This window comes from Photobacterium kasasachensis (assembly GCF_050336885.1).
GTDB classification, from domain to species: Bacteria; Pseudomonadota; Gammaproteobacteria; order Enterobacterales; family Vibrionaceae; genus Photobacterium; species Photobacterium kasasachensis.
Genome location: NZ_JAKJSH010000007.1, coordinates 38,946 through 63,585 on the forward strand (window position 1 = coordinate 38,946; position 24,640 = coordinate 63,585).

The 24,640-nt window shown below is 48.0% G+C and carries 19 protein-coding genes; 7 read left to right on the plus strand and 12 right to left on the minus strand.

Annotated elements, in window-relative coordinates:
* Positions 1 to 85: 85 nt before the first annotated feature.
* Together L4D19_RS10100 and L4D19_RS10105 are read right to left on the minus strand one after the other, a co-directional pair.
* The gene (locus L4D19_RS10100; RefSeq protein ID WP_428452355.1) at positions 86 to 1,435 is read right to left on the minus strand and encodes a Na+/H+ antiporter NhaC family protein; all 1,350 of its coding nucleotides are present in this window, start codon (positions 1,433 to 1,435) and stop codon (positions 86 to 88) included.
* An 81-nt stretch (positions 1,436 to 1,516) separates the two neighbouring features.
* The gene (locus L4D19_RS10105; RefSeq protein ID WP_428452356.1) at positions 1,517 to 2,437 is read right to left on the minus strand and encodes an NmrA family NAD(P)-binding protein; all 921 of its coding nucleotides are present in this window, start codon (positions 2,435 to 2,437) and stop codon (positions 1,517 to 1,519) included.
* 369 nt (positions 2,438 to 2,806) lie between these two features.
* Here L4D19_RS10105 and L4D19_RS10110 point away from each other — a divergent pair, with 369 nt between their 5' ends.
* From L4D19_RS10110 to L4D19_RS10125, 4 genes are all read left to right on the plus strand, one after another.
* Positions 2,807 to 3,727 (plus strand): M14 family metallopeptidase, encoded by a 921-nt coding sequence (locus tag L4D19_RS10110; RefSeq protein WP_428452357.1) that lies wholly within the window; start codon positions 2,807 to 2,809, stop codon positions 3,725 to 3,727.
* 187 nt (positions 3,728 to 3,914) lie between these two features.
* Complete coding sequence (locus L4D19_RS10115; protein WP_428452358.1) at positions 3,915 to 4,862, plus strand: LysR family transcriptional regulator; 948 nt, start codon at positions 3,915 to 3,917, stop codon at positions 4,860 to 4,862.
* 179 nt (positions 4,863 to 5,041) lie between these two features.
* Entirely contained in the window at positions 5,042 to 6,151 is a 1,110-nt protein-coding gene (locus tag L4D19_RS10120) for an NAD/NADP octopine/nopaline dehydrogenase family protein (RefSeq protein WP_428452359.1), read from the plus strand.
* Between the two features lie 86 nt (positions 6,152 to 6,237).
* A complete protein-coding gene (locus L4D19_RS10125) occupies positions 6,238 to 7,644 on the plus strand; it encodes a YfcC family protein (RefSeq protein WP_075763473.1) in 1,407 nt (468 codons plus the stop codon).
* Between the two features lie 72 nt (positions 7,645 to 7,716).
* On the opposite strand, the gene trpB is transcribed toward L4D19_RS10125, so the two are convergent.
* Positions 7,717 to 8,952: a tryptophan synthase subunit beta gene (gene trpB, locus L4D19_RS10130; RefSeq protein WP_428452360.1), complete on the minus strand. Its 1,236-nt coding sequence runs from the start codon at positions 8,950 to 8,952 to the stop codon at positions 7,717 to 7,719.
* Positions 8,953 to 9,222: 270 nt separating this feature from the next.
* Between trpB and L4D19_RS10135 the strand changes: the two genes are divergently transcribed.
* Positions 9,223 to 9,894 carry an outer membrane beta-barrel protein gene (locus L4D19_RS10135; protein ID WP_428452361.1) on the plus strand — a complete coding sequence of 224 codons (672 nt, stop codon included), beginning with the start codon at positions 9,223 to 9,225 and terminating at the stop codon, positions 9,892 to 9,894.
* Between the two features lie 111 nt (positions 9,895 to 10,005).
* Here the strand turns inward: L4D19_RS10135 and L4D19_RS10140 are convergent, their stop codons facing one another.
* The 7 genes from L4D19_RS10140 to L4D19_RS10170 all read right to left on the minus strand — a co-directional run bounded on the left by L4D19_RS10140 (position 10,006) and on the right by L4D19_RS10170 (position 20,192).
* Complete coding sequence (locus L4D19_RS10140; RefSeq protein ID WP_428452362.1) at positions 10,006 to 11,808, minus strand: M3 family oligoendopeptidase; 1,803 nt, start codon at positions 11,806 to 11,808, stop codon at positions 10,006 to 10,008.
* Positions 11,809 to 11,937: 129 nt separating this feature from the next.
* The gene (locus L4D19_RS10145; RefSeq protein WP_428452363.1) at positions 11,938 to 12,429 is read right to left on the minus strand and encodes a hypothetical protein; all 492 of its coding nucleotides are present in this window, start codon (positions 12,427 to 12,429) and stop codon (positions 11,938 to 11,940) included.
* A gap of 114 nt (positions 12,430 to 12,543) precedes the next feature.
* Complete coding sequence (locus L4D19_RS10150; protein ID WP_428452364.1) at positions 12,544 to 13,797, minus strand: sensor histidine kinase; 1,254 nt, start codon at positions 13,795 to 13,797, stop codon at positions 12,544 to 12,546.
* The gene (locus L4D19_RS10155; RefSeq protein ID WP_428452365.1) at positions 13,781 to 14,464 is read right to left on the minus strand and encodes a response regulator transcription factor; all 684 of its coding nucleotides are present in this window, start codon (positions 14,462 to 14,464) and stop codon (positions 13,781 to 13,783) included. Before L4D19_RS10155 ends, L4D19_RS10150 begins: the two co-directional genes overlap by 17 nt.
* The gene (locus L4D19_RS10160; RefSeq protein ID WP_428452366.1) at positions 14,458 to 17,673 is read right to left on the minus strand and encodes an efflux RND transporter permease subunit; all 3,216 of its coding nucleotides are present in this window, start codon (positions 17,671 to 17,673) and stop codon (positions 14,458 to 14,460) included. Before L4D19_RS10160 ends, L4D19_RS10155 begins: the two co-directional genes overlap by 7 nt.
* Positions 17,674 to 17,676: 3 nt before the next feature.
* The gene (locus tag L4D19_RS10165) at positions 17,677 to 18,828 is read right to left on the minus strand and encodes an efflux RND transporter periplasmic adaptor subunit (RefSeq protein ID WP_428452367.1); all 1,152 of its coding nucleotides are present in this window, start codon (positions 18,826 to 18,828) and stop codon (positions 17,677 to 17,679) included.
* Positions 18,825 to 20,192 (minus strand): TolC family protein, encoded by a 1,368-nt coding sequence (locus L4D19_RS10170; RefSeq protein ID WP_428452368.1) that lies wholly within the window; start codon positions 20,190 to 20,192, stop codon positions 18,825 to 18,827. The genes L4D19_RS10165 and L4D19_RS10170 overlap by 4 nt, the downstream gene beginning before the upstream one ends.
* Positions 20,193 to 20,837: 645 nt before the next feature.
* On the opposite strand from L4D19_RS10170, the gene L4D19_RS10175 reads away from it, so the two are divergent.
* The gene (locus L4D19_RS10175; RefSeq protein ID WP_428452369.1) at positions 20,838 to 22,292 is read left to right on the plus strand and encodes a DUF3360 family protein; all 1,455 of its coding nucleotides are present in this window, start codon (positions 20,838 to 20,840) and stop codon (positions 22,290 to 22,292) included.
* Between the two features lie 64 nt (positions 22,293 to 22,356).
* Positions 22,357 to 22,770, plus strand: coding sequence for a hypothetical protein (locus L4D19_RS10180; RefSeq protein ID WP_428452370.1), 414 nt, complete (start codon positions 22,357 to 22,359; stop codon positions 22,768 to 22,770).
* A 19-nt stretch (positions 22,771 to 22,789) separates the two neighbouring features.
* Here L4D19_RS10180 and btuD read toward each other — a convergent pair whose 3' ends face one another.
* Both btuD and btuC read right to left on the minus strand, forming a co-directional pair.
* Entirely contained in the window at positions 22,790 to 23,551 is a 762-nt protein-coding gene (gene btuD / locus L4D19_RS10185) for a vitamin B12 ABC transporter ATP-binding protein BtuD (protein WP_428452640.1), read from the minus strand.
* Positions 23,552 to 23,636: 85 nt separating this feature from the next.
* Positions 23,637 to 24,629, minus strand: coding sequence for a vitamin B12 ABC transporter permease BtuC (btuC, locus tag L4D19_RS10190; RefSeq protein ID WP_428452371.1), 993 nt, complete (start codon positions 24,627 to 24,629; stop codon positions 23,637 to 23,639).
* Between the last annotated feature and the right edge of the window lie 11 nt (positions 24,630 to 24,640).

The following is a 24,640-nucleotide window of genomic DNA, read 5'->3' on the forward strand; positions in this document are numbered from 1 at the left end:
CTTTTTTCTAGGAGCCTCTCCGAGCACTATCGCATACTCTATACCCAAACGACCATACCAGACACCTTTGTCATCAAAGTGTATATTACACGCTAAGCCCAACCACCAGATACAACGCAAGCGACAGTAAGGCCACAGCCAAGGTGTAAGGCAGCTGTGTCACGAAGTGCTTTTCCGGCAGGCAGTCTGCAGCCGACGACGCAACAATCACTGAGTCGGAAATTGGCGAACTTTGATCACCAAATACCGCACCTGAAACCATTGCTGCAATAGACAAGGGAACAGCTACACCGGCACTTACCGCCAGCGATACCACAATGGGCGTCATTATGCTTACCGTGGCTCCCGAACTGCCCGTCGAAAATGAGATCAATATACAAAGAACAAAGATAGTAGCCGGAATAAACCCTGAAGGGATTTCTCCCGTGAACAAGCTGGCCAGATATTTTCCCGTTCCCAGCTCGCCAGATACCCTACTTAGGGAAAATGCCAAAGTTAGAACTATCACTGCTGGCAGCATATTTTTCATCCCTTGTATGCACCACTCAATATATTTATTAACAGCAACGTTATTGAGCCAGAAGTAGCCGCCTGAGCCAATAAGTGCAACAAACCCACTAAGGTAAACAGCCGAACTAATATCACCGGTGACATAAGTAATTATGCCAATTGACGTCAGTAAAATAATGACCGGGACCAACAGGTATAGTGTTTTTGCTGATGAGGAGCTAGCAGAAACAGAGTCCAAACTCTTATGATCCGTTTGGATATCAAGCGCTAAGCCTTCCCCTTTTTGTACTAGTGCCAGAATAGGCACCATCGCCAGGATCACAATCGTATAGAACTGATAAGGCAAGGCATTCAGCACATAACTGAAAGGCGACTCAGCGAGTGTACCTTTTTCAACTTCGGTCGAAATTAAACCTGTGAGAAATACCCCTGCCCCACTAAAAGGAACCAACCAGGCCAAAGGCGCCCCCGTGCAATTAGCGACCAATGCCAGCCTTGTATTAGAGAGTTTAAATTTCTGAAACAGCGGCCTGCCGACAACCCCGACCAACATCATCGAACCCACGCCTTCCAGGCACATCAAAAAACCAAAGCCGAAGGTGGCAAGCTGCGCACTGACTTTTGATCTAATTATGCTTCGTTGCTGAGAGAGTTGGTGAATAAGCGCCTCAACCCCTCCCGACTGTTGCATCACATTGATAATTGCGCCAATGATTAAAATAAAGATCAGGCTYTTCACTGAGCTCGGCGACGAAAAAGTATCGACTACCACATTGAAACTATCAGCGATTCCGCTAATCACTGTTTGGGAAAGTAGAATTGAACCGGCCATAACTCCGGAAAAGATGGCAACATAGACTTGCCGGGTTGTAATCGCGAGCAAGATGGATAAGCACGGGGGTAACAGGGTTAGCCAGGAGTCCATAATAAGACCTGTATTGGAGGGAAGCTTGTAAAAACACAAAGAGATAACCCGGAGGTTATCTCCTCATCAACGGAAAGAGGATCACTCCTCGAAAACAAACTTAGCGTCTTTTAGCACTTCTTCTGGCTGTTTACAGACATAGTCCGGATAGAGCTCGCTGGTACGCAATGTCTGCTCGTTAAACGCGGCAAGCTTACCAATAACATAAATCGCGTAGTTGATCCCCCAGCGCTCCTTGTCGGTTTCTGCGCCTTTCTTGGCGGTGACCTCATCACCGGCACTCTCTTTCATCGTCGTAATATATTCTGAAGAGAAGTGTTCATATTCAAAGGAATAGTCCGGCCAATATTGTTTAAGTAGAACCAGCATGTCATGTTGGCTAAGGGCATTGAAATCAACCTGAACGCACTTGTTCAGAGTACGCTCGTCAGTAACTGCCAGTGCCGCAAGATAACCAATGTCATCAATATCATGGGTATAGATTGGCAGTTCAAGCTCACCAAAAGTGGTGATCTTTCTGAAGAACCGCAGGTTCGGCAAGAAATAGTCAAAAATACCGCCGTTGTAGAATAGCGTCCAGCCAATGCCTGAGCTCATCAACAGGTCGTGAAAGCGCTTCTTGTTGTCAAACACCTCACCATCACCCATCTCAAGCGCTTGGGTATGGCAACCAAATTCTGTCGGCACAAACCGCTTCACGCCCGCTTTCAATGCAGCCTCCAGCCAGACTGGTTCGGATTGCTCAATGATGGATTTCGAGCCGGGAACGCTGGCAACAAGGGTATCAACGCCCTGAAGGATATCTGCCATTATGTCTGCATCATGCATATCGGCACAGAACGACACCGATGCGCCCAACTCTTCAAAAGCCTTCAGCTTGGCATCTTTTTGCATCTTACGGGTAATGATGGTGACATCATGCCCCAGCGAGAGTAAGCCTCGCGTCAATGGTGTTCCCACCTGTCCAGCGGCACCAATAACAGCAACGTGTTGTTTTTCCATATCAAGCTCCTTTCACTTCATAAGATGCAATATGTCAGGCGCAGTGCTCAGCAACTCAATGTTATAGAGCAAGCCCGACGGTACCTGAGGAGGAGATTGTAAATATCCCCACATTGTATTTCATGGTCAGAGCGAGCCTTAAAATGGTAAATATCGAACCCGGCACTCTCTTTCTAATACGGTTCAACACGCTTTTCACCCGACTGACATATAAGCACCGCCAATTACCTGCAGTGATACAGCATCCATTTGATATGAAAGTTAAAACGAGCTGTTAATTTCCACTAAAAATACTGTTGCCTACACAGGCAACGCTGTTTATTCTCGGAGAAGGATTTCCCGATAACGACGATAATCAAAGGCAAAGTAATGAGCAGTTCTCACAGCTACCCAATTGGTACTCCAGGACAAAAGTGGAGTGATAAGGAAAAGGCCGCATGGCTTGAACAAGTTACAATCAAACGCTCTTACCAGGACGAAGTCGTTACAAAGCTAACCCCGCTCGGGAAGCGCTTTGACTTGCTCAAGTATGGCGCACTTTCTTATGATAGCGACAAATACCCTCTCTTTGCACTAAAGACCCGTAACTGGGATAGCAACAAGCCTACAGTCCTGATCACAGGCGGGGTTCATGGCTATGAAACCAGCGGCGTACATGGTGCTATTCAGTTTGTTGCTACTGAAGCAGAAAACTACAGCGATACCTTCAATATCATTGTCGCTCCTTGTGTCAGTCCATGGGGATATGAAACCATCAATCGCTGGAATCCCAATGCTGTCGATCCTAACCGCTCTTTCTATGAGAACAGCCCGTCAGAAGAATCGGCAGGCTTGATGCAGCTAGTTGCCTCTCTCAATGTCGATATTCTTGCCCACATCGACCTACACGAAACAACTGATACCGATGAGCTGGAATTCAGACCGGCGCTTGCTGCTCGAGACGGCATTGAGTATGTCAAAGGCATGATCCCGGACGGCTTTTATCTTGTCGGTGATACCGACAACCCTCAGGATGAGTTCCAGAAGGCTACTATCGAATCAGTCAGAAAAGTCACCCATATCGCCCCGCCTGACGGGGAAGGAAAAATCATTGGTGAGGCAATAACCCAGGAAGGCGTGATTAATTACCCGACCAAGAAACTCGGCCTGTGCAGCGGCTTGACGAATTGTACTTACGGCACCACAACCGAGGTCTACCCGGACAGCCCTCTCGTTAATGATCAGGAATGCAATGACGCACAGGTCGCGGCAGTAACCGGGGCGCTTGATTACATTATCAAGCAGTTGTAACAAGACCCGACGTATTCTTTAACGCCTTCATACTCAAAAGATATCGCATCAAGACAAAGCCAGGTTCTCAACCTGGCTTTGTCTTTTTACATTGCCTGTCACGGTTGAGGCACGCCAAAAAAGTATTAACCAAAGATATTTGGTAGCTTACAGCCATAATCAAGCCAATAAGAGTAGCGCAACGCCGATGAAGCTATCCCAACTCAATGCATTCAAAGCAATTGTCGAATGCCAAACCGTTACCGCCGCCGCTGAGCGACTCAGCCTCAGCCAACCCGCCGTAAGCCGGTTGCTCTCCGGGCTAGAACAACGCCTGGGATTCAACCTCTTTATCCGCAAGGGAAACCGGTTAGTCCTAAGCGACGAAGGACAGGCATTCCATCTGGAAGTTGCCAAAGTTTTCGATGCCGTGACCGGGCTCGACCATGCAGCTGAGTCCATCAGATCCAGTCACTTTGGCAGCCTGAATATTGCCGCCATGCCCTTGCTGTCCAATGCCTACCTTCCCCGTATTCTGGCGACCTTTCTCAAAAATGCCCCGAAAATGAAGGTCGGGTTCAAAACCTATCGCTCCGAAGAAGTGATTCGCCGAATCCAAAGTCAGACAACCGATATCGGCTTTGCCTTTGTCGACGAGAACCTAGCAGGCGTAAAAGCCCAGAAGATTGAGTGTGAGTGCGTCTGCCTGATCCCTGCTGATAGCCCGCTTGCCAAGCGCTCGGTAATAGATATTTATGACATTGCCGACCAAATGCTGATCCGCCACGAAAAAGATGCGATCCAACGGCGTATCGATGCCCTGCTACGCCGCTACAATCTATCAACCGTAGAACAAATAGAAGTATCGTTGGCCAGCACAGCAGCCGTCCTGGTTCGCGAAGGGGTAGGAATTGCGATTACCGATCCGTTTACGGCCCATATGGAGTGCGAGCATCCCCAGGTTGTAATGCGCCCGCTGGTATTTAGTCTTCCCTTTGAGTTCGACATGCTCTACCCGGCACTCAAGCCAATACATCGGCATGCAGAGCAATTCATCGAGCAATTCCTGCTCCTTGCCGACGAACTGGATATTTACCTCAAAATCGGCCCGATGCGTGATCTCGATGAAAGCTCAGATGCGCAATCTCACAGATAACCAGTAACTGTCATGAATAAACACAATCTTTAAAACAGTCAAACTATCAAACACTTAAAACAAAAACAGATGAAGAGTATTACTTTTTTGCATGGTTGTTTGCGTCTTCGTCATTGGCTACCAAATCAGGTTCTTCCTTAGTCTGAAAGCACCCAAACACGTTTCAGAAAGGAAGAACTATGGCACCTCGTGTATCTGTTATCGGCTCTGGCAATGCCGGGTTAACAGCAGCCTATCATTTCACACTTCAGGGAGCGGATGTCTGCCTGTACGGCGCAACAGGTTTTGACCAGCCTTTGGCTGATATCGAAAAGTGCGGCGGTATCAAAGCGCTCGAAAGTTTTAACGATGTCCCCCTCACCTATTCGGGCTTTCAGGCTATTGATAAGGTAAGCCGCGATCTTGAAGAGACCATCCTCTATTCGGACTTGCTGGTCCTGCCTGTCCCTTCATTTGCCCAGGAACCTTTATTCACCAGCATGCTGCCGCATTTACGTGACGGTCAGATCATTATGCTGATGCCGGGTAACTACGGCTCACTGGTATTAAACCGCATCAAGAACGAACAAGGCTATGAGGACCTTAACCTCATCTTTGTCGACGCGATTTCCATCCCCTGGGCGACCCGGATTGTCGGCCCTGCCGAACTGGCAATTCTCGGCATGAAAGAATTCCTGCCAGTATCAGCACTGCCTGCCAGTAAGACAGCGGAGGCAATCAAAGCACTGCAACCTGTTATGCCACTGCCGCTAAAACCACTGGGCAACGTTATCGAAGCCGGACTGGAAAACATCAATTTTGGTGGCCACCCGCTTCTTACGACGCTCAATATGGGGCTGCTCGAAAATTATGACGGCCAGTTCAACTACTACAAAGATTGCTGTTCAATCTCGACAGCCAAAGCTGCTGCGGTGATGGAGCAAGAACGTCTGGCAATCGGAAAGGCATTAGGGATTAGCCTGCTTCCGGAACTAGAGGCGATGAATTCCCTCTACGCCATGGACTGTGAGAGTGTGTACGAGGTAAACCGCACCTCGGAAACCCATGGCAAGCTAAACAGCGCGCCCAACTCTGCCAGCAACAGATACATCACAGAGGATGCCGCCTACCTGTTGGTGCCGTGCTATGAGCTTGGCCAGTTGGCTGGCGTCGATACTCCGCTAATCACTTCCTGCCTGCACATCGACAATGCCTATAACGATACCGATTACTTTACCTGTGGCAGGACACTGAAAAAGATGGGACTGGCTAACCTGTCACCACAAGAAATACTCGAGTTTGTGGCATAGCGTTCGAAACATAGCTTTTTGCATCAATTAGAGGTGGTTACCACCCGTTCATGGGGCAGTTTGCCCCATCTGAAAAGGACATCTGTATGACTAGAATAAAATTTCCCTCGGCCTACACAATCTTGATGTTGCTTACCGTTGTCATGGCGCTGCTAACCTGGGTGATCCCGGCAGGTCAGTATCAAATGGAAAACAATGAAGTACTGGGTCGCATGGTGCCGCTTGTCGGCTCCTACCAAACGGTCGACGCTAATCCACAGGGTATTGTGGATGTACTCATGGCCCCAATTCAGGGCTTCTACGATCCGGCAAGCTACGCGGCACGCGCCGTTGATGTTGCCTTGTTCGTCTTGGTTATCGGTGGCTTTCTGGCTGTAGTAACAGAAACCGGTGCAATTGATGCTGGTATTGCCGGCACCATGAAACGCCTGGCCGGTCGTGAAAAGTGGATGATCCCAATCCTGATGGGTCTGTTTGCCCTCGGAGGCACCGTTTACGGTATGGCAGAAGAAACAATCCCCTTTTATGCCTTGTTAATCCCGGTGATGATCGCTGCTGGCTATGACAGCATTGTCGGGGTGGCCATTATTATGGTCGGTGCGGGAATTGGCTGTCTCGGCTCTACAATCAACCCTTTTGCAACAGTGATTGCCTCCAACGCTGCCGAGATCAACTTCATGGAAGGCTTCGCGCTGCGTGCCGTTATCCTTGTATTAGGTTGGCTAGCATGTGTTATCTACGTCATGCGCTACGCCGACAAAGTAAAGCGTGATCCGATGCAATCCATTGTTGCCCACCAAAAAGAAGACAACCTCAAGCATTTCCTTCATAGCAAAGAGCAGCAAGCCCCTGAGCTGACAGGAAAACGCAAAGCTGTACTGGTTATTTTCGGACTAACCTTTGCAGTGATGATGTGGGGTGTCTCCCTCGCAGGCTGGTGGATGGCAGAGCTATCGGCGCTATTTATCGGCTCAAGCATCGTTGTCGGTTTTGTCGGCCGACTGTCAGAAGTTGAAATCACCGACAGCTTTGTCAACGGAGCCCGTGACTTGCTAGGTGTCGCACTGATTATCGCCATCGCCCGGGGACTGGTCGTTGTCATGGATAACGGCAACATTACCCATACCATCCTCAACTATGCCGAAGGCCTGCTGGGAGGATTACACGAAGTTGCCTTTATCAATGCCATCTATTGGGTTGAAGCGGTACTCTGTCTTGTTGTTCCCTCTTCTTCTGGCCTGGCCGTTCTATCGATGCCGGTACTCGCCCCGCTTGCTGACTTTGCCGGTGTAGGGCGTGAGCTGGTCGTCACTGCGTTCCAATCAGCCTCTGGTCTGCCAAACCTTGTCACGCCAACTTCCGGTGTAGTGATGGGCGGACTGGCTATCGGCCGTGTCTCCTACTCTTCCTGGCTGAAGTTCATTGGCCCGCTACTTGGTGTTTTGACAGCAATGGTAATGATCTTGCTCAGCCTTGGCGTTATCTTCAGCTAACAAAAAAACACTTCTTCACTCCAAACAAAAGCCAGACACAAAATCTGGCTTTTCTCTATATAGAAAGTCGAGCTATTTGGCCGTATTTAATAGCGACTCGATGCCATAGTCTTTGCCGTAGTTTTCAACGACAAAGTCGATATCCTTGTCTCCTCGCCCCGACAAGTTAATCAGGATTGAACCCTTCTCTCCCTGCTTGGCCAGCTTCAGGGCATACGCCACGGCATGGGCTGATTCAATTGCAGGAATAATACCCTCTTGACGCGACAACTCGAAAAAGGCATCGATGGCTTCCTGATCATTCACCGTGCCATAATTGGCTCGGCCAATATCCTTCAGGTAACTATGCTGCGGCCCGACAGACGGGTAGTCCAGGCCACTGGCCACCGAGTACACTTCCTGAGGCTCACCTTCAGTATCTTTCAGCATGTATGACTTAAAGCCATGCATCACGCCCGGCTCTCCCAGGGTAAGCGTTGCGGCATGCTCTCCGACTTCGGTTAGCGAGCGTCCGGCAGGCTCAACACCATGAATAGCCACATCTGCATCTTCAAGGAAGGCAGTAAACAGACCCATTGCATTTGAACCGCCGCCTACACAGGCAACCAGGTTTTCGGGTAAGTTCCCGGTCATCTCCTTGAACTGAACACGAGCCTCGTTACCGATAATCGATTGGAAGTCTCTGACCATCATCGGGAATGGATGAGGGCCGACTACTGATCCAATTGCATACAATTGGTTAATCGGATCTTTCAGATAAGCCTCAAAGGCTGCATCCACGGCCTCTTTCAGTGTTTTACGTCCGTGAGTAGCCGGAATAACGTTCGCACCAAGGATCCGCATCCGAACAACATTAGGATGCTCTTTGGCAATATCAACCTCTCCCATGTAGATATCGCATTCCAGGCCAACCAATGAAGCCGCTGTCGCCAAGGCCACACCATGCTGGCCAGCACCTGTTTCTGCAATCAGCTTCTTCTTACCCATTTTCTTGGCAACCAGCGCTTCACCTAGGCAATGGTTAATCTTGTGGGCACCGGTATGGTTAAGATCTTCACGTTTGAGATAAATAGGCGCGCCATATTTGGCGGATAAGTTTTCGGCATGAAATATCGGGCTTGGACGACCGACAAAATGCTTATACAAACGAGCCAGCTCTTCCTGAAAAGCCGGATCCTTGCGGCATTCATCATAAGCGGCTGCAATCTGGTTCATTATTTTTTGTAGTTCTTCAGGAATGAAACTACCGCCATATTCACCAAAATACCCTTCTGCATTCGGCAGAGCATGGTCAAACGTATTCTTCATGGCATTCCTTGTCCTATTCAATGAGTACACTCATCTATCATAAAGACTTCGCGTTACTGATTGAATAGAAACCATGTGACTATCAAGGATAAATGTGATCCCTGTTATCCAATTCGCTCAATAATCGACCAAACAGTCAAAAAATAAAAAACATCGTACAAAATCTTATTGCACAACGTTTTTAATGGGCGTACTATCCGCTCATCTTCTGAAGTCGACAGCGAAACCAGTTTTATTGTCGATGTATAGCAACTTTATCAGGTTTAAATAATGAAAAAGATCGCACTACTTCCCCTTGCTGCTATTTTGGCTACCACTTTTTCTGTACAGGCGGAATCAACTGAAGCTGTGAGCCACAACCTAACTCAAAACTTCAACTACATTTCAGGCGGCCTGCAGCTAAACTCGTACAACCACGACCTGCCATCTTCTGTGTCGGTATGGAATCAGAGTGCTTCTCTGACAGACAACACAGCGGGTATGTACCTTCGCGGTAGCTGGAACTTTACTGATAACTTCTTCCTGGAAACCCGTGGTGACGCGACAGCTAAAGATGATCTGACTATCTCTCACGGTTTGCTTGGTCTGGGTTACTTCCACCCAATCAACAGCGACCTGACGGTTTATGGCCTGGCTGGTTATTCTCGCTCAGAAATCGAGCTGGATGTGCATGTCTTTGGCTTCTCTGGCGCCACCACAACCTTCAGAGGTGATGACTCTGGCCTGACAGGTGAAATTGGTGCTCGTTACCAGCTAATGGATAAGTGGACTGTAGAGCCGGCAATGCGTTTAGCAAATTACGACGATACCCTGTATGAACTTCGCCTTGGTAACAACTTCAAGGTATCTGATCACATGAGCATCGAAGCCAACCTTCAGCACCGTGCTTTTGATGATCTAAAAGAAATGAGCTACCAGTTAGGTGCTCGCTATAGCTTCTAATTAGCGACTTCTAGCAAAGGCAGTCATTCCTGTCTCATAAGAACTCAAGCGGTTTAGCATCATGCTAAACCGCTTTTTGTTACGGCAATTTGTACTCGAGAGATACTGTGCCTACTGGCGATCAGCCTCGATAAGCTGTTCAAACGCATCAATCTGTGCCGAAACCATATCAACACTCTGCTGCCAGAACTCTGGTTGACGGATATTCATACCCAAATGTTTCTGCACCACCTCTTCGGCGGTCATCGAGCCGGTATCACGCAATAAGGCTTTATAGTCAGAGTAAAATTGCTCGCCCTTTACTGCTCGTTGGGCATACACGCCCTTGCTGAACAGGTAACCAAACAAATAAGGGTAGTTGTAGAAGCTAAGCTCCGGAATGCTAAAGTGCAGCTTGCTGGCCCAGAACATATCGTTCGTCTCGTCCATCGCCTCGCCATACCACTCTCTCCATGTGCTGGCCATCAGTTCCCTAAATTGAGCCGGGGTGAACTCACCCTGCTGACGCTGCTCGTAAAAGGCTTGCTCAAACTCAAATCGAACAGGAATATTGATCATCAGTGCCAATGTTGCCTGAGCTTCTTCCCATAGCATCATCAATTTATCCCGATCACTCTCCGCTTTCTCCAACAGCGCATCTCGGACGATATTCTCGGCAAAAATTGACGCCGTCTCAGCCAGTGTCATCGGGTACTCACTGCGTACTACGGGCATATCCCGCATTACCCAGTTGTGGAATGCATGACCAAGCTCGTGGGCAAGCGTTAGTACATCGGACATACTGCCGCCCCAGGTCATAAACACCAAAGGAGTTCGGGTGTTCACGAACTTGGTACAATAGGCACCCAGGCGTTTCGTTGGCTGAGGAGCGGCATCAATCAACTGCCTTTCAACCATCATATCGACAAAGTCCGCCATTTCCTGATCGACACCAGCAAACGCCTCGCGGATAATCGAGATCCCCTGATCAAAGCTGTAACTTTCGCTCTCCCCTCCCTCGATAGCAGGCATAGACGCCAGTTCATCCCAGGGTTTGAGTTTCTCAGTACCGAACAGCTTAGCCATCTGTAAACCCGCTTTGCGCCCGACCGCCTGGTTGTCTCTGGCGACCTTGATCATCGCCTCCAAGCTTTCCTTCTCAATACGGCTGCTATGAAGGCTGGAGTCCAAAAAGTGCACCTGCTCGGTATGACTTCGCTTTTCGTACTCCGTCAGTCTGCCACCCGCCAAGCCGTTTAAAATCGCGGCAAAACTTTGCTCATGAACACACATTACCTCTGAGATCGCTTTCCATGCTGGCTCACGGCGTTCACTGTCAGGCCCATACAGGATACTTGCCGCTTGAGATAGTCCCATTGACTCCTCGCTGCCGTCCTTCAGCTTTAAGGTAACGGAAAGGCTCCCGGTCAGGTTGTCATAAAGACGTCCCCAAGAATTTCTACCATCGACATTCATTGCCGAGAGTAGCTGCTCTTCACCCACAGAAAGAAGGCGATTTCGTTTCAACCTCTCCCGTTCCAGCTTGAAACGGTAGGCTTCCAGTTCTCCCAGATCATCATTACCGGCAAGAACCGTATTGAACTCATCGTCACTTAAATGGATCAATGCCTGAACAAATGGATTGAACGCTTGCTCAAACTCTGAAAAAAGCTTGTCGACGCTGCCGGCTAACTTTTTCGCACCGTCGTCTGAAGCGTCAACCGAAGACAGGCAGTTTGCATAGCTGGACAAAGTTCTCACTATAATAGTGAGCTGATCTTTCAGGGCGATTGCCTTCATCAAATCACCAAGAGCGGTGGGATCCAAGACAGCAAAGTCCGCGACTTTTTCCTTGGCGATTTTCATATCCTGGGAGATTTTAGGATCAGATAAACTTTCATACGCAATGGAAAGATCCCAGCTTGGTGCTCTCATTTGTCGTTCCTCAACAGTCGGCGGCATTCTTTCTGAAAATCAGAAATACGATTTAAATCATTATATTAGAGTAGCGTATCTGGGATTTATTTTCTGCTTTATCAAATAAACACGAGAGCTCAGCCCTTACTAGTTAAGCCTGCCAGATTGCATGAAAGACGCTGTATGCTGCAACTGATGAAAATGATGGTGAGACTTCTGGACATTCGCCAGCTCGTGCATCCAATCCGAGTTTCTCTGTGCGGCACAGAAAGCACTGATATGACGAAACAGGTTTTCACTATGGTTATGCAACACTGATTCTAAGGATTGCACGATTGCGCAAGATTCTAACGTTAGGAATTGAAAGAAATTATAGGTGTCTGAAAGCAGGGTGAATGCTTCCTCTTTCCTTCCCAGATGGTTCAGTATTTCGGACTGGTTAATGCAAGCATTTCGATAACCATCAAGCATACAAGCAAACTGACAGGGTCTGGTATTTGGGCAGCTTACAGCGTGATGAATATAATTCGGCAAATGCGACAACACATCGTTATACAAATAATACGCCTCGGGCCAGTGCCCCTGCTGGATCAGCTCTTCCGCCTTTGTATAGTGCTGCCAACATTGTTCGAGTTTCATTTTCACACCCACCTTAAACATAAAGGCATATTTAAATGAAAAATAATAACAAATGCAAATAATTATCAGTTGCAGAAATCACGCTAGGAACGTTCCTAGCGTGATAACAGCAATTTAAAACCTTACTCTAACCACGTGACCTGTCGCCTCTGTACGATGTTCGTAGTGCCAGCCAAAGCGTTTTACCAGCTTTTCTGTAAGATCCAGTCCCAACCCAAAACCGAGATCACTGGTTTCACCTGACTGACTATCGCTATTTGTATTCATGATAAGTACCGAGTTTTCAACCTGAGTTATAACTACCCTGCCATGCTGAGTATGTTGAAATGCATTTCTTATCAAGTTCGTAAGCACTATTCGACACCCGATAGCGGGAAGCAATACTGAATATGGTGAAGTTTCTACCTCAATTGAAACATTTTTATCCTGAAGTAAGTAATGTAGCTCGTCGACCAACTCTTCAAGCAAAGCCCCCAAATCAACATGCTCAGCCGGTAGCGATGAATCGCTTTCCCGACTCATCCATAACAAGGTGTCGGTCAAATGCCCCATCGTCAAACTGGCTCGTTCGATACGCTCAACTATAGCCTGAGATTTTTCCGGATTGCTCATTCCGAGCTTTTTTAACAGCTCTGTATTGGTACGAATAACGGCAATTGGTGTTCTTAGCTCATGACTGGCATGTCGTAAGAAAACCTGCTCACGCTCAAGGCCGTTCTGGACCGAATTTAAGCTATTTCTGATCATACTTGCCAATGCATTCAATTCGTTATAACGAAAATCCGGTGCAGGCTGTTTAAGGTTATCGGCACTCAGTGATTTTGCCCAGTCGCGTAATCTCTCTACCGGCGAGGCCACCGAGCGCATCATTAATATCAACAACACGGAAAAAGTAACGATCCCTGCTATACAAAAGATTAATATCCAGAAAAAATGAGGAAAATCTTCATCTACAAGCGTATCAGGGATCTCATCAGAAAAAGAACGAGAAACGAAGCGCTGCTCCTCTCGCCTATTGATAGCCATTATTACAAAATAACCGGCCTCAGGAGGAGCAAACAAAGAGGCACTATCCACAATATGCTTTTTCAGCATAAACGGTTCAGATGGCGGTACAGGTATATGTTGTCGAATATCCTCTGGGACATCCTGCCATCTACTTGCTACTGTAAAGCCTATCACCACCTTCGGCTTGCCATTCTGAACACCTTCGACCTCAGCGACATCAAATGCAGCTCCGATCATGGCCGTGTCCATACCTTTAATGAAGTAATTGACGGTCAACCCTGAAAACACCATCACCAAGGACACACCGAGCAGTAGCATCGCCGCCAGAAAGTACAGCCTTAGGCTAAGCCTGATTTTCATCCGCTCTCCTCAAGGCAAACCCAAAGCTAGTCATGGTATGGATCAGTGGTGGCCCACCAGCCAGCTCCAATTGCTTCCTGATATTAAATACATGCACTTTCAAACTATTGCTGTCCGGCTGATCGTCTCCCCAAACACGTTGCATCAACACCTCCCTCGAGACAGGGCTGGGACTCTCACGCATCAGCACCTCGAGGATCTTAATTGCAGTCGGTGACAACTTCAGTAACTGCTGGTTGCGATAAGCCTGCTTCTGGCTCAAATCTAACTCGAGATCCTCGACAGTGAGCTTGTTAATCTGCCCACTGCGGCGACGTGACAACACCTTGACCCTGGCGATTAGCTCTTCCATCGCAAACGGCTTAACCAAATAATCATCAGCGCCGGAATCAAAACCGACCAGCTTATCATCAAGGCTGTCTCGTGCCGTCAACATCAACACAGGCGTGTCATTACCCAGCTCGCGCATTTGCCTGCACACCGTTAATCCATCCATTCGGGGCAAATTCAAATCCAGAATAATTGCCTGATAAGGGTTTTTCTTAATCAGGTTCAAGCCAACCACGCCGTTAACGGCGTGGTCACACTGAATGGATTCGAGTTCCAGATAATCGACAACCGCTGTTGCCAAATCCAGATCATCTTCTACCAGCAGCAGGTTTAGCATACTTCAGCAACCTTGTTTTCTTGCTTTGTCATATTGACCAGTTTAGCGAGTAACAACTTGATTTCACATTGAATCAATAACAAAGCCGGGATTAGGATCAGCGTGATAAGAGTGGCAAACAAAATGCCATAACCTAATGACGCAGCCGCAGGGATAAGGAACTGTGCTTGCATCGATGTTTCTCCCAGCAGTGGGGTTAATCCGGCAAAGGTAGTAACAGATGTCAGCAATACTGCTCGCAAACGCCCGGAGCAGGCTTCTTTAATTGCTTGCTTAACAGGAATACTGTCATCTTCCCTCAGCTCGTTGAAACGGGATACCAATAGCAAACTGTCATTCACTACCACCCCGCTCAGCGCCAAAATACCGTTAAGCGACAAGATACTAATGGTCAAATCATTCCACCAGTGACCCAGTATTGCCCCGACAATACCAAAGGGAATCGCAGTCATGATCAGCAACGGCTGAATATAGGACTTCAACGGCACGGCCAGCAAAACATAAATAGCCAGCAACGCAACAATGAACATATTGCCCATCGAACTAGTTGCTTCCTGCTGCTGCTCGGCCTCACCGGCAAAATGCACGCTCAAGTCCGGATACTGCCGATGCAATTCAGGTACTACGTCTTGCTGCAATCGAGCCACCAACTCGTTGGGAGCAACAATCGTCTTATCGACGACAGCGGTAATATAAATAGCTCGCAGACTGTCAATGCGGGTAATTTCGTCTTGCTGATATTCAGAGACAACATTGGCAACCGTACTTAGCGGTACCACTGTACCATCTGGAGTACGCACACGAGACTGCATAATATCAGCCATATTCTGACGCTTTTGCTCGGGATAGCGAACCCGGACTTTCACTTCATCTTTATTACGCTGATAACGCTGAACAATTTCACCACCAAAGGACTGTAATACCTGTTGTGACAAATTAGCCGTATCCATCCCCAGTGTTCTGCCCTGCTCCGTGAGTTCAAACCGGATCTGCGGCAGGCCCGGATTCAGGTTGTCATCGATACCACTCACGCCCGGAGTCTGCGCCAGCAGGTCTTTAAACTTCAGCCCGGCCTGGCGCACAGTTGCATCATCCCAAGCTTTAAGCTCCACCTTGAAGTTATCAACCATTTCAAAGCTGGACAAAAACTTCAGCTTCTTAACCCCTTCCGGCGATCCACTAAGTCGCTCCCATTCCTGTTCGAACTCTGTCGAGGTATACAGCCCGTCAGATGTTAGCTCAACTTGCAATTTACCCGAGCTATCGTCTTCGGCAATAATCTGCAAACTTGTTATTCCACTCTTGGCTAGTAGGCCAGTATCTGATGAGTCAGCAGTCGGGTTGCCACTTGCTTTTCGGGCAATGAGGTTACGGTCTGCCTGAAGAGCTGCCTGCTCAAGCTTCAATAGATTTCGATTCGTCTGTCCGAAACTCGCATCATTCTGCATTGACAGATCGGCCGTGACAACGTCACCCGGTATGTCCGGGAAAAATGCTACACGAACACTTCCTGTCATCGGCATTCCCGCTACCAGCACCATTAGGGCAATAAAGGCCAAAATGACGGCATAACGGAAATTCAATGCCCATTCAATCACGGGACAATAAATACGTCGGTTGAACCACATCAGCCCACTATCGGCACCATGCTGGATACGTGCCCACCAGCCTTTAATGCCTTTTGGGATCTGGCGGTGAGTATTGAGATGCGCCAGGTGCGATGGCAGGATCAGCTTGGATTCAACTACCGACAGCAACAAGCAAATGGTAACTACAGTACCGAACTGGGCATAAATCTGCCCTAAATCACCTGTGACATTCGACAAAGACATAAATGCTGCGACAGTTGTCAACACCCCGAACAGTGTCGGAACCGCAACCTTTAGCGTGCCTTTTATGGTATTGGCAAGGGTATCCCCATCCTGGCGCCGGGTAGCATATACACTCTCTCCCACCACGACTGCGTCATCGACCACTATCCCCAGCGCCATAATGAAACCGAATGTGGTCATTTCATTGATCGTCAGTCCGGTAAAGCTGTCGCCCATAAAAAACAAGGTACCGAAAAAGACAAACGGCAGACCAGCTGCTACCCAGAAGGCCACGCGCAGATTAAGAAACAGGGCCAGAACAATAAACACCAATGCGATACCTGTCAGGGCGTTACTGGTCAGCAGTGACAGTCGATCTTTTATTAAAGTACTTTTGTCGTACCAAGTGACCAACTCCACGTTCGCAGGCAACAAACCACGCTGATGCCAGTTCTCGACCACTTGTTTAGCCTGCTCGACAATTTGGGTAACATCGCCATACTCATCCATGACGATCTCAATACCCATTCCGTTTGTTTGCTGATAACGAGACAAAGTAAACGGATCATCTTCGAATGCCTCGGTGACACTAGCAACATCACCAAGGGTAATAATGGTCCCTTGCGCAGTCGTGACTAACGGAATACGTGCAAATTCAGCTGCCTGGTATGCTTGTTCTGCCGCTTTAAGCCGTACCACCTTCTCACCGTTGCGCAGGCTTGTCGTCAAGGCAGTAGATGATTCGGCATTGATCGCCGTTGCAATATCCGACAGAGACAGACCATAGGCCTGAAGCTGCCCTTCATCCACTTCGACAGAAATGATCGGCTCAGACTTACCTTTGATTTCCAAATCCCGAATCGATGACTGCGCCAGAAGATCAGCTTTTAACTTTTCGGCCAGTGCCTGCAGCGTTGCCCTGTCGGCATCACCATATAGCTGCACCCAGAGCGCATGATCCTGCATTCTTGCTTTGTCGATCACCGGGTTTTCAGCATCTGCCGGAAAATTATAAATGGCATCAACTTTGGTTTTGACATCAGTCAGCAAAGTCTCAAGCTCGTAGTCACTGAGCTTCTCGATTCGCACCGAGCTTCCATTAGCATCAGATGTCGATGTGATACGCTTGATACCCGGCACCGTTTCCAATGCATCTTCAATTTTGATCGCAATACCTTCTTCGGCTTGCTTGGCATCGCCGCTGTCATAATTCACCGAAACGGTGATGACGTTAGGCTCCATGCTGGGAAAGGCTTCCTTGCGAATAGAATTCAGCGACATGATACCAAGCACAATCATGCTAACCAGTAACAGGTTCGCCGCAACCGAGTTAATCGCAAACCAACCAATAATGCCGCCAGACTGCTTGGCCGCAGCTATATCCTGAGGAGATGTCATTGCTTACCCCTCCACAACCGGCTGAACATACATACCCTGTACGTAACTGTTCAACGGACGAATAACCACTCTGGCATACTCAGTGCCGTCAGGCGGAACCACATAGACATAGTTACTGTCTTCGAACTGTTTCTTGGCCTTGATACTGAACAAACTTTGGTTGTCATCGACGAGCCAAATCTCTCCTGTTTGCGAGATCGCCGATGCAGGTAACTGCCACAATTCGGATAAATCCCGGCCTTGTACTTTCGCTTCTACGAATGTACCTGCATACAAAGGGTTGGCTTTTTGCAGCGGCTGCTCGACCACAACTATCAATGAACGCTGCCGGCTTGCACTATCCAGGTGCTGCTCAACCCGTTCAACGTAACCTTGCCATTGCTTGTTCCCCTCGGTACTGGTTAGTTCGACCGGCCATTGTTCATTACCGAGCGAATTTAGCGGCGGCAAATTCCCCCACTGATTGCCGGACAGCGGAATGCTAATTTCAATTCTGTCGGTACTATAGAGCATAGCCACCTTGCTGCCAGCCTGAATATAGCTGCCCGGCTGAACCTCCCTGGAAATAATTAAAGCATTGAAAGGGGCTTTGATTGTGGTCTTCCCCAAATCGCGCTTTGCTTTCTCCAGCTCCCGCTTGGCATTTTCCAATTTAGCTTCTGCTGCTTGTAGTTGCGGTTCGCGTAACACCAGGGAAGAGTCCGGTTGGCCTTTGAGTCCGGATCGCTTCCACTCTTTCAGGGCCTGCTGGCCCTGGCGCTGTTCTTCTAGCAACGCCAATCTGGCATCGGCGACAGATGCCTTTGCACTGGCAACAGCCTGCTGGTAGTCCGTCTGATTCAATCTGACTAAGGCGTCGCCCTTTTCAAACTCCAACCCCGTTTCGAAACGATCGGCCAAGCTCTCAACCTGCCCGCTAACCTCTGCAGTTAAATCAAGTTCATAGCGTGGTTTTGCTTCGCCGTGCCCCGTTATCGTTGCCCTGTAATCGCGTCGGGCAACTTCAACAATAGCCACATCAGGGTATTGAGGGCCGCGTGTTTCAACAGCGGGAGCAATAACGGCACTCATCTGCTCGCCGTTATAGGCTGCAACAGCAACAATACTGGCAGCTGAAGCAAGTGTTACAGCAATAGTAAGCATTTTTAATTTCATGATGACACTCCAAGCCCTAGCGCCAGGCCTAAGTCAATTCGGTTTACGAGTCGGTTATACGTTATCTGTACCAGCTGAGATTGAAGATCAAACGTTTGTTGCTGTACCGATAACAGGTCAAGAATATCGACGAGCCCTTGTCGATATTTGGTTTGGTAATTAGTGACACTGCGAGAGGCGCTGCTTAGTGCTTCTGTCAGGTGTTGCTGCTGTCGTTCCAGTGACTGCTCCTGACCCAAAGTGTTTTCGACTTCAGTGACAGCATTGAGCAATGTTTCCTGATACGCCCAGTAACTTTGTTCAGCCGTTAGCTCGGCAATATCAACCTGGGCTCTGAGCTTCCCCCCCTGAAACAATGGCGCTGTCAGTTGCCCTAGCAGGCTCCAGGCAGGGCTTGTCAGTAAGGCATCACTCGGGCTGGAACCGATATCTGTCAGCGAAGCCGATAAACTGATCGACGGGAGCAGCGCTTTATAGGCAACAGAAGTTCGGTATTGCTCAGCGAGAATGGTGTAATAGGCAGCCTGCAAATCTGGTCGCCGCCCTAGATCCTGCTCGGGAAGTGACGCAAGTGGCTCGAGTACTTCCGGAAAACGCTGCTCTATATGAGGGGCCGAGGAAGATGGATCCCTGCCCAACAACTGATTTAGTGCACGGTATTCCTTGGCAAGCTGCTCTTTATAATCTGCCAGTGTAGCCCTTGTCTGCGCACTGCTGCTACGGGCGTTATCAAGCTCCTCCAATTGCCCAAGCCCAACACGGTAACGCTCCAGAATAAAAGTTTCGTTGTTTTTCAGAACCGTCAGACGTTGTGTTTCAATGTCCAGCAGTTGCTGTCTAAGATTAATCTGCAGCCAGGCCCGCATAATATTCGCCGCCAAGGCATCTTGTGCCGCCTGAAAGGTAGCCTGTGAACTGGCTACATCCATCTGGGCAGCCCCAACGCCATCGCTGATCTTCTGCCACAGATCCAGCTCCCAGCTCACCGTCAGATCTGTGCTATAGCTAGTGTCCTTATCTTCTTCTCGTTTTCCACTGAACCCGGCACTCAACGCCGGCAACTGATCACCAACGGCAAGTTTTTCCTGGGCATAGGCAATTTGGAGTGCCAATGCAGTTTGCTGAAGGCTGGGGTTCTGGGCCAACGCATCATCAACTAACTGTGTCAGCGTCGGTATGGCTACTAAATCGGTAAGCTGACTCGCCTGAGAGGCATCAGTTTGCTGATAGCTCCATGCTTGGTGTTCGGCACGTGAGTCCTGTGCTGTTTGTTGGAAGTTCACACCGCCCGAGGTACTACAGCCGGTAATACCCAGTATCATGAGTGAAACAAGTGAGATCTTAAATTCACTTGGCAAAGTCATTACGCCTGTCTCCTGAAATTTTCTGAAGCAAGCATAAAGATGAAGGCGTTAAGGCAGGGTTAATATTGGTGTAATTAACAGCGCAACTAATATATTCAACAGAAGGAATAATACTTAATGAACATGAGTATATTAGAACCTAATAATATTTATAACAATTACTATAAATGTTAAACACTTTTGAAGAATATGAATTAAACACAAAGATTTTAACTTTTTTAGTGACGCATCTTCCTACCCACTAGCAAATAAACCAGATAATCAACCACAACAAGATCAAACGTCAGTACAACCACCTAAATACGTAAAAACAACAGCCACAGCACCCTCAATGTTAACAAGCAGTTACCTATCAATTACTATTTGGTTACCACGAAAAGTTTGGATATATAAAACAATCAACTAGAGAAAAAATAATWCAAATTAAAAACTTAACATAATTAAAAATAAATCATTTGTAATATAAAATTTCTTTATGTGCATCTTGTTTATATGTTTACGTTGATTATGAGACCTGGGTCAAATTAAGTATCAAAATATATTTCAATGTTTATGTAAATATTTCAGACTTATGAAATACCTCTTTAGTAATATAACTATTATTAGCACTGAAGTGCATATATCTATTAATCTTTTGGAGTTGACATGAGTGTAGATCATGGGACCTATAAACAGCGCCGGAAAAAAGCCAGCGAGTTTGAATCGAGGTCGGCGTATTTAGAGCACGAGCTCTCTATCATGGATCTTAAGCGGTGGAGGGTGCACTTACCGTTTCGAGATTTTGGTATAGAGATCGAAGACTGGGTTCCAGCTATTGCCGCAACCATTGGTAAAGTTGTCATGGTTACCGCCATGGTCGCAGCATTTGCCGCACAATTTGGCCTGTCACAAGAGTTCGTTGCAGAAAACGTACGTTTTGAGCTATTAATTGCAGGACTGCTTTTTGTTGTTTTCTTCTCAGCCATCTTAAATCCGTTATCCAACCTGGCAGGTACTCATGGGCCAATGATCCCACTGATTCCACTAATTGCAGCCGCTGGTGGCCACCCTCTTGCATTAGGAATTATGGTTGGTGTATTTGGTTTAATATTAAGTGCAACCAAGGGTGGCTCAAGGTTAGTTAATTTAACCGGCGAAGGTGTTCGGGGTGGACTATTAATATACCTTGGTGCCGTTGGACTTATCGGACAATTAAATAAATTCGAATCATGGTCAGTAAGTTCTGGTCTGGATGCCGTTTCATTTATTGTTATTCTTACGACAATTGTTATTTATGCCTACCTTGCAAAAGTAGAAAAACGTTGGCTCGCTATTCCACTTTGTTCATTAATTGCAGGTGTTGTTGCATATATCATGGGTGTACCTTTTGAGTTTGTCACTGAGCCTGGCTTACCAAATATGAGCCCATTCTTCTGGTGGGGAGAAAATACCGGTTGGCAGCTAGGCTGGCCTCAACTAGAGCATTATATTGCGGTTATTCCTTTTGCCATTCTAGCCGTTGCTATGTGGTCGCCAGATTTTCTTGGCCACCGTGTTTTCCAGGAATTAAATTACCCGAAAAGTGCCAAAGGCGCGCTAATGAACGTCGACGATACAATGGCAGTATGTTCTATTCGTCAGATGATCGGTGCGGGTCTGGGTGGTGGTAACCTGGCATCGTCTTGGGGTACTTACATGATCCCGGCTGCGATTGCCAAACGTCCAATTCCAGGTGGTGCACTACTAACAGGCTTACTATGTGTTTTGGCGGCGGTTCTTGGCTTCCCGATGGATCTGGCTATGTGGGAACCGGTTCTGCGTGTTGCCCTGCTTGTTGGTGTATTCCTACCGCTACTGGAAGCCGGTATGCAGATGGTGAAATGTTCACGTAATTCACAAAGCGCTGGTATCTGTATGTTTGCCTGTGCACTGGTTAACCCTGTATTTGGCTGGGCACTTACCATGCTGCTGGACAACCTGGGACTTATCGGCAACAAAGAACGTGCTGATTCTCTGTCCCGCACCGATAAGCTGATTATCCCGGCAACAGCAGTGATTGTTTGTGTCGGTGCATTGGCCCTTGTCGGTCAATTGCCAGGTATTCCTGCACTGCTAGGCTAACGAGTCCTGCAAAAGCATTTGGCCGGACATTCTGGCCTAATGCACACTATCAACAGGAAGTAAGGTGAAGCTTAATTTCACCCCAACAAGCAATACCGAGCTTCCTGTTTACCACCCCAGTGAAATAATAATTCTAATTATCTTGGTTAAGAATATGCGATTGACAGACATGGCTCCAAACCATGCCCTGAGAATGCTGAAACATGGATTGTATTCTCTACTTATTAATCTGAAGTCTTTTTTCTTTCTTGCCTATCCAATGCTACAGCTATTATGTGGATTGGGGGTTGGAATGGGTATTTTGCTTAACTTCACAGCATCTGATATACAAGAGAACAGCTACCTGGTCGGATTGGCATTTATTGGTCTGAGCCTACTGCTGTATCTGCAAAAGAAGTATTACCAGCAGCTTATTGCATGGTCTGCCCCGCGTACAAATAACGTAGTAAGCATTTCAAACCATTCCGTCCAGCCTTAATTGTACCCATTTGAACAACCTAATCGGCAAACAGTAAACAAGACTTCCCGTCATGCTCAATACGCTGTACCCGAGTGACGAAGATGGACTCAAGCATTTCGACAGTCATCACATCACTCGGTTTGCCTTTGGCGACACAGGAACCATTGTTCAGCAACAACACCTTATCAGCCTCACGTAAGGTACGATTTAAGTCATGGTTTGCCATCACGACCGCAATACCTTGCTCTGCCATCATGCGTATCAGCTTGTACATTGCAGCTTCCTGGCCGATGTCCAGCGCAGCTGCTGGTTCATCGAGCAACAGCAATCTGGCCTCGGGGTTCAACGTCGGCCACACCTGAAGGCATGCTGCCGCAAGACGAACACGCTGCCATTCCCCGCCAGATAACTGCTGAATATTTCGGGTTAGCTTATCGGCTATATTCAGGGCGCTACATACCTCATCTAATGCCGACTGAACACTATCAGCGTCTAGCTCGCCAAGCGCCGACAGCGCCAAGGAAAGGTAATGGTAGACACCAACAGAAAAAGCAGGGCGATCCTGCTGGGCCAGATAGCAGCGCAGCCTTGCCAATGATTGCAAATCATAATCTTGCAATGATTTACCGAGCAGCTGTACTTCACCTTCCCCCTGAAACAGCCCGGATAGCATCGAAATGGCAGTACTTTTACCACTGCCATTAGGACCAATTAGGTGAACGATCTCACCGGCCTCTATGGAAAATGAAACCGGCAACAGCCTAGGTGGCATCGCCAGATTCTTAGCATCTACAATCATTGCACTCTCATCATCTAAATAACTCTCTGTTGCCTTATTTTTCATTACACAGCCTGTAATGATATTGCTCATCAATCTATCGCTATCAGTCAAGCTGCGAACGCAGCAGCATCCAGATAAATATTGGGGCACCAATGCTTGTAATCACGACACCGACAGGCAGTTCGGCCGATGGTAGGATAACTCTGGATAGCGTATCGGCAATAGCGAGCAGCAACGCACCACACATTGCAGCCAGCGGCAGCAAGAAGCGGTTCTCGGTGCCTAGAGCCAGGCGAAGTAAATGCGGCACAACCAGACCGATAAATCCGATAACCCCTCCCAGGGCAACAGATGCACCCACCAGGAGTGACACAATCAGGATCAGCCGCCAGCGAAACGCTGAGACATCCAACCCAAGTTGCTTGGCCTGCCCTTCGCCTAACATAAGCAAGTCGAGTTTCTTGCCTTGCGAGCATAACCACGCCAATACAGGCAGCACTAACACCAGCAGAGAAAGCTGTGACCAGCTCACGCCTCCGACACTGCCCATCAGCCAGTACATCAGCTGTCTTAGATTCAGGTCATCACTGAAATAAAATGCCCATGTCACGACGGCCCCGGAGAGGATCCCCAGCGCAACACCGATCAGCAGCAGTCTGGCCGTTGACACTTTGCGTCGACGGGACAGACCCACAAGGATCAACGTAAAGCACAATGCCCCAAGCATTGCGGCTAACATGGTTAACATTGGATTTGGGACAAACGGCAAGGTAAATAACAGAATAACCAAGGCAAGGCTGGCGCCACCTGAAATTCCAAGTACACCGGGTTCGGCCAAAGGGTTGCCTAGCAATACCTGTAATACGGCACCAGAGGCAGCCAGAGAGGCCCCTATTGCCAGCGCAGCTAATAACCGAGGCATCCGTAGCTGAAGCAGTAACTGTTGCTCCAGGCCGCCATCAGGCGACCATGGCCAGATAAAAAGTTCGCCCACAGCGAGAGAGAAAAAACAGGCAACAAGCAATACCAATAAAATCAGAACAACGCTGAATTTCCACCTGGCCTGCTGACGTAAAATGAGATCATGTAATTGCATGGGACGAACAC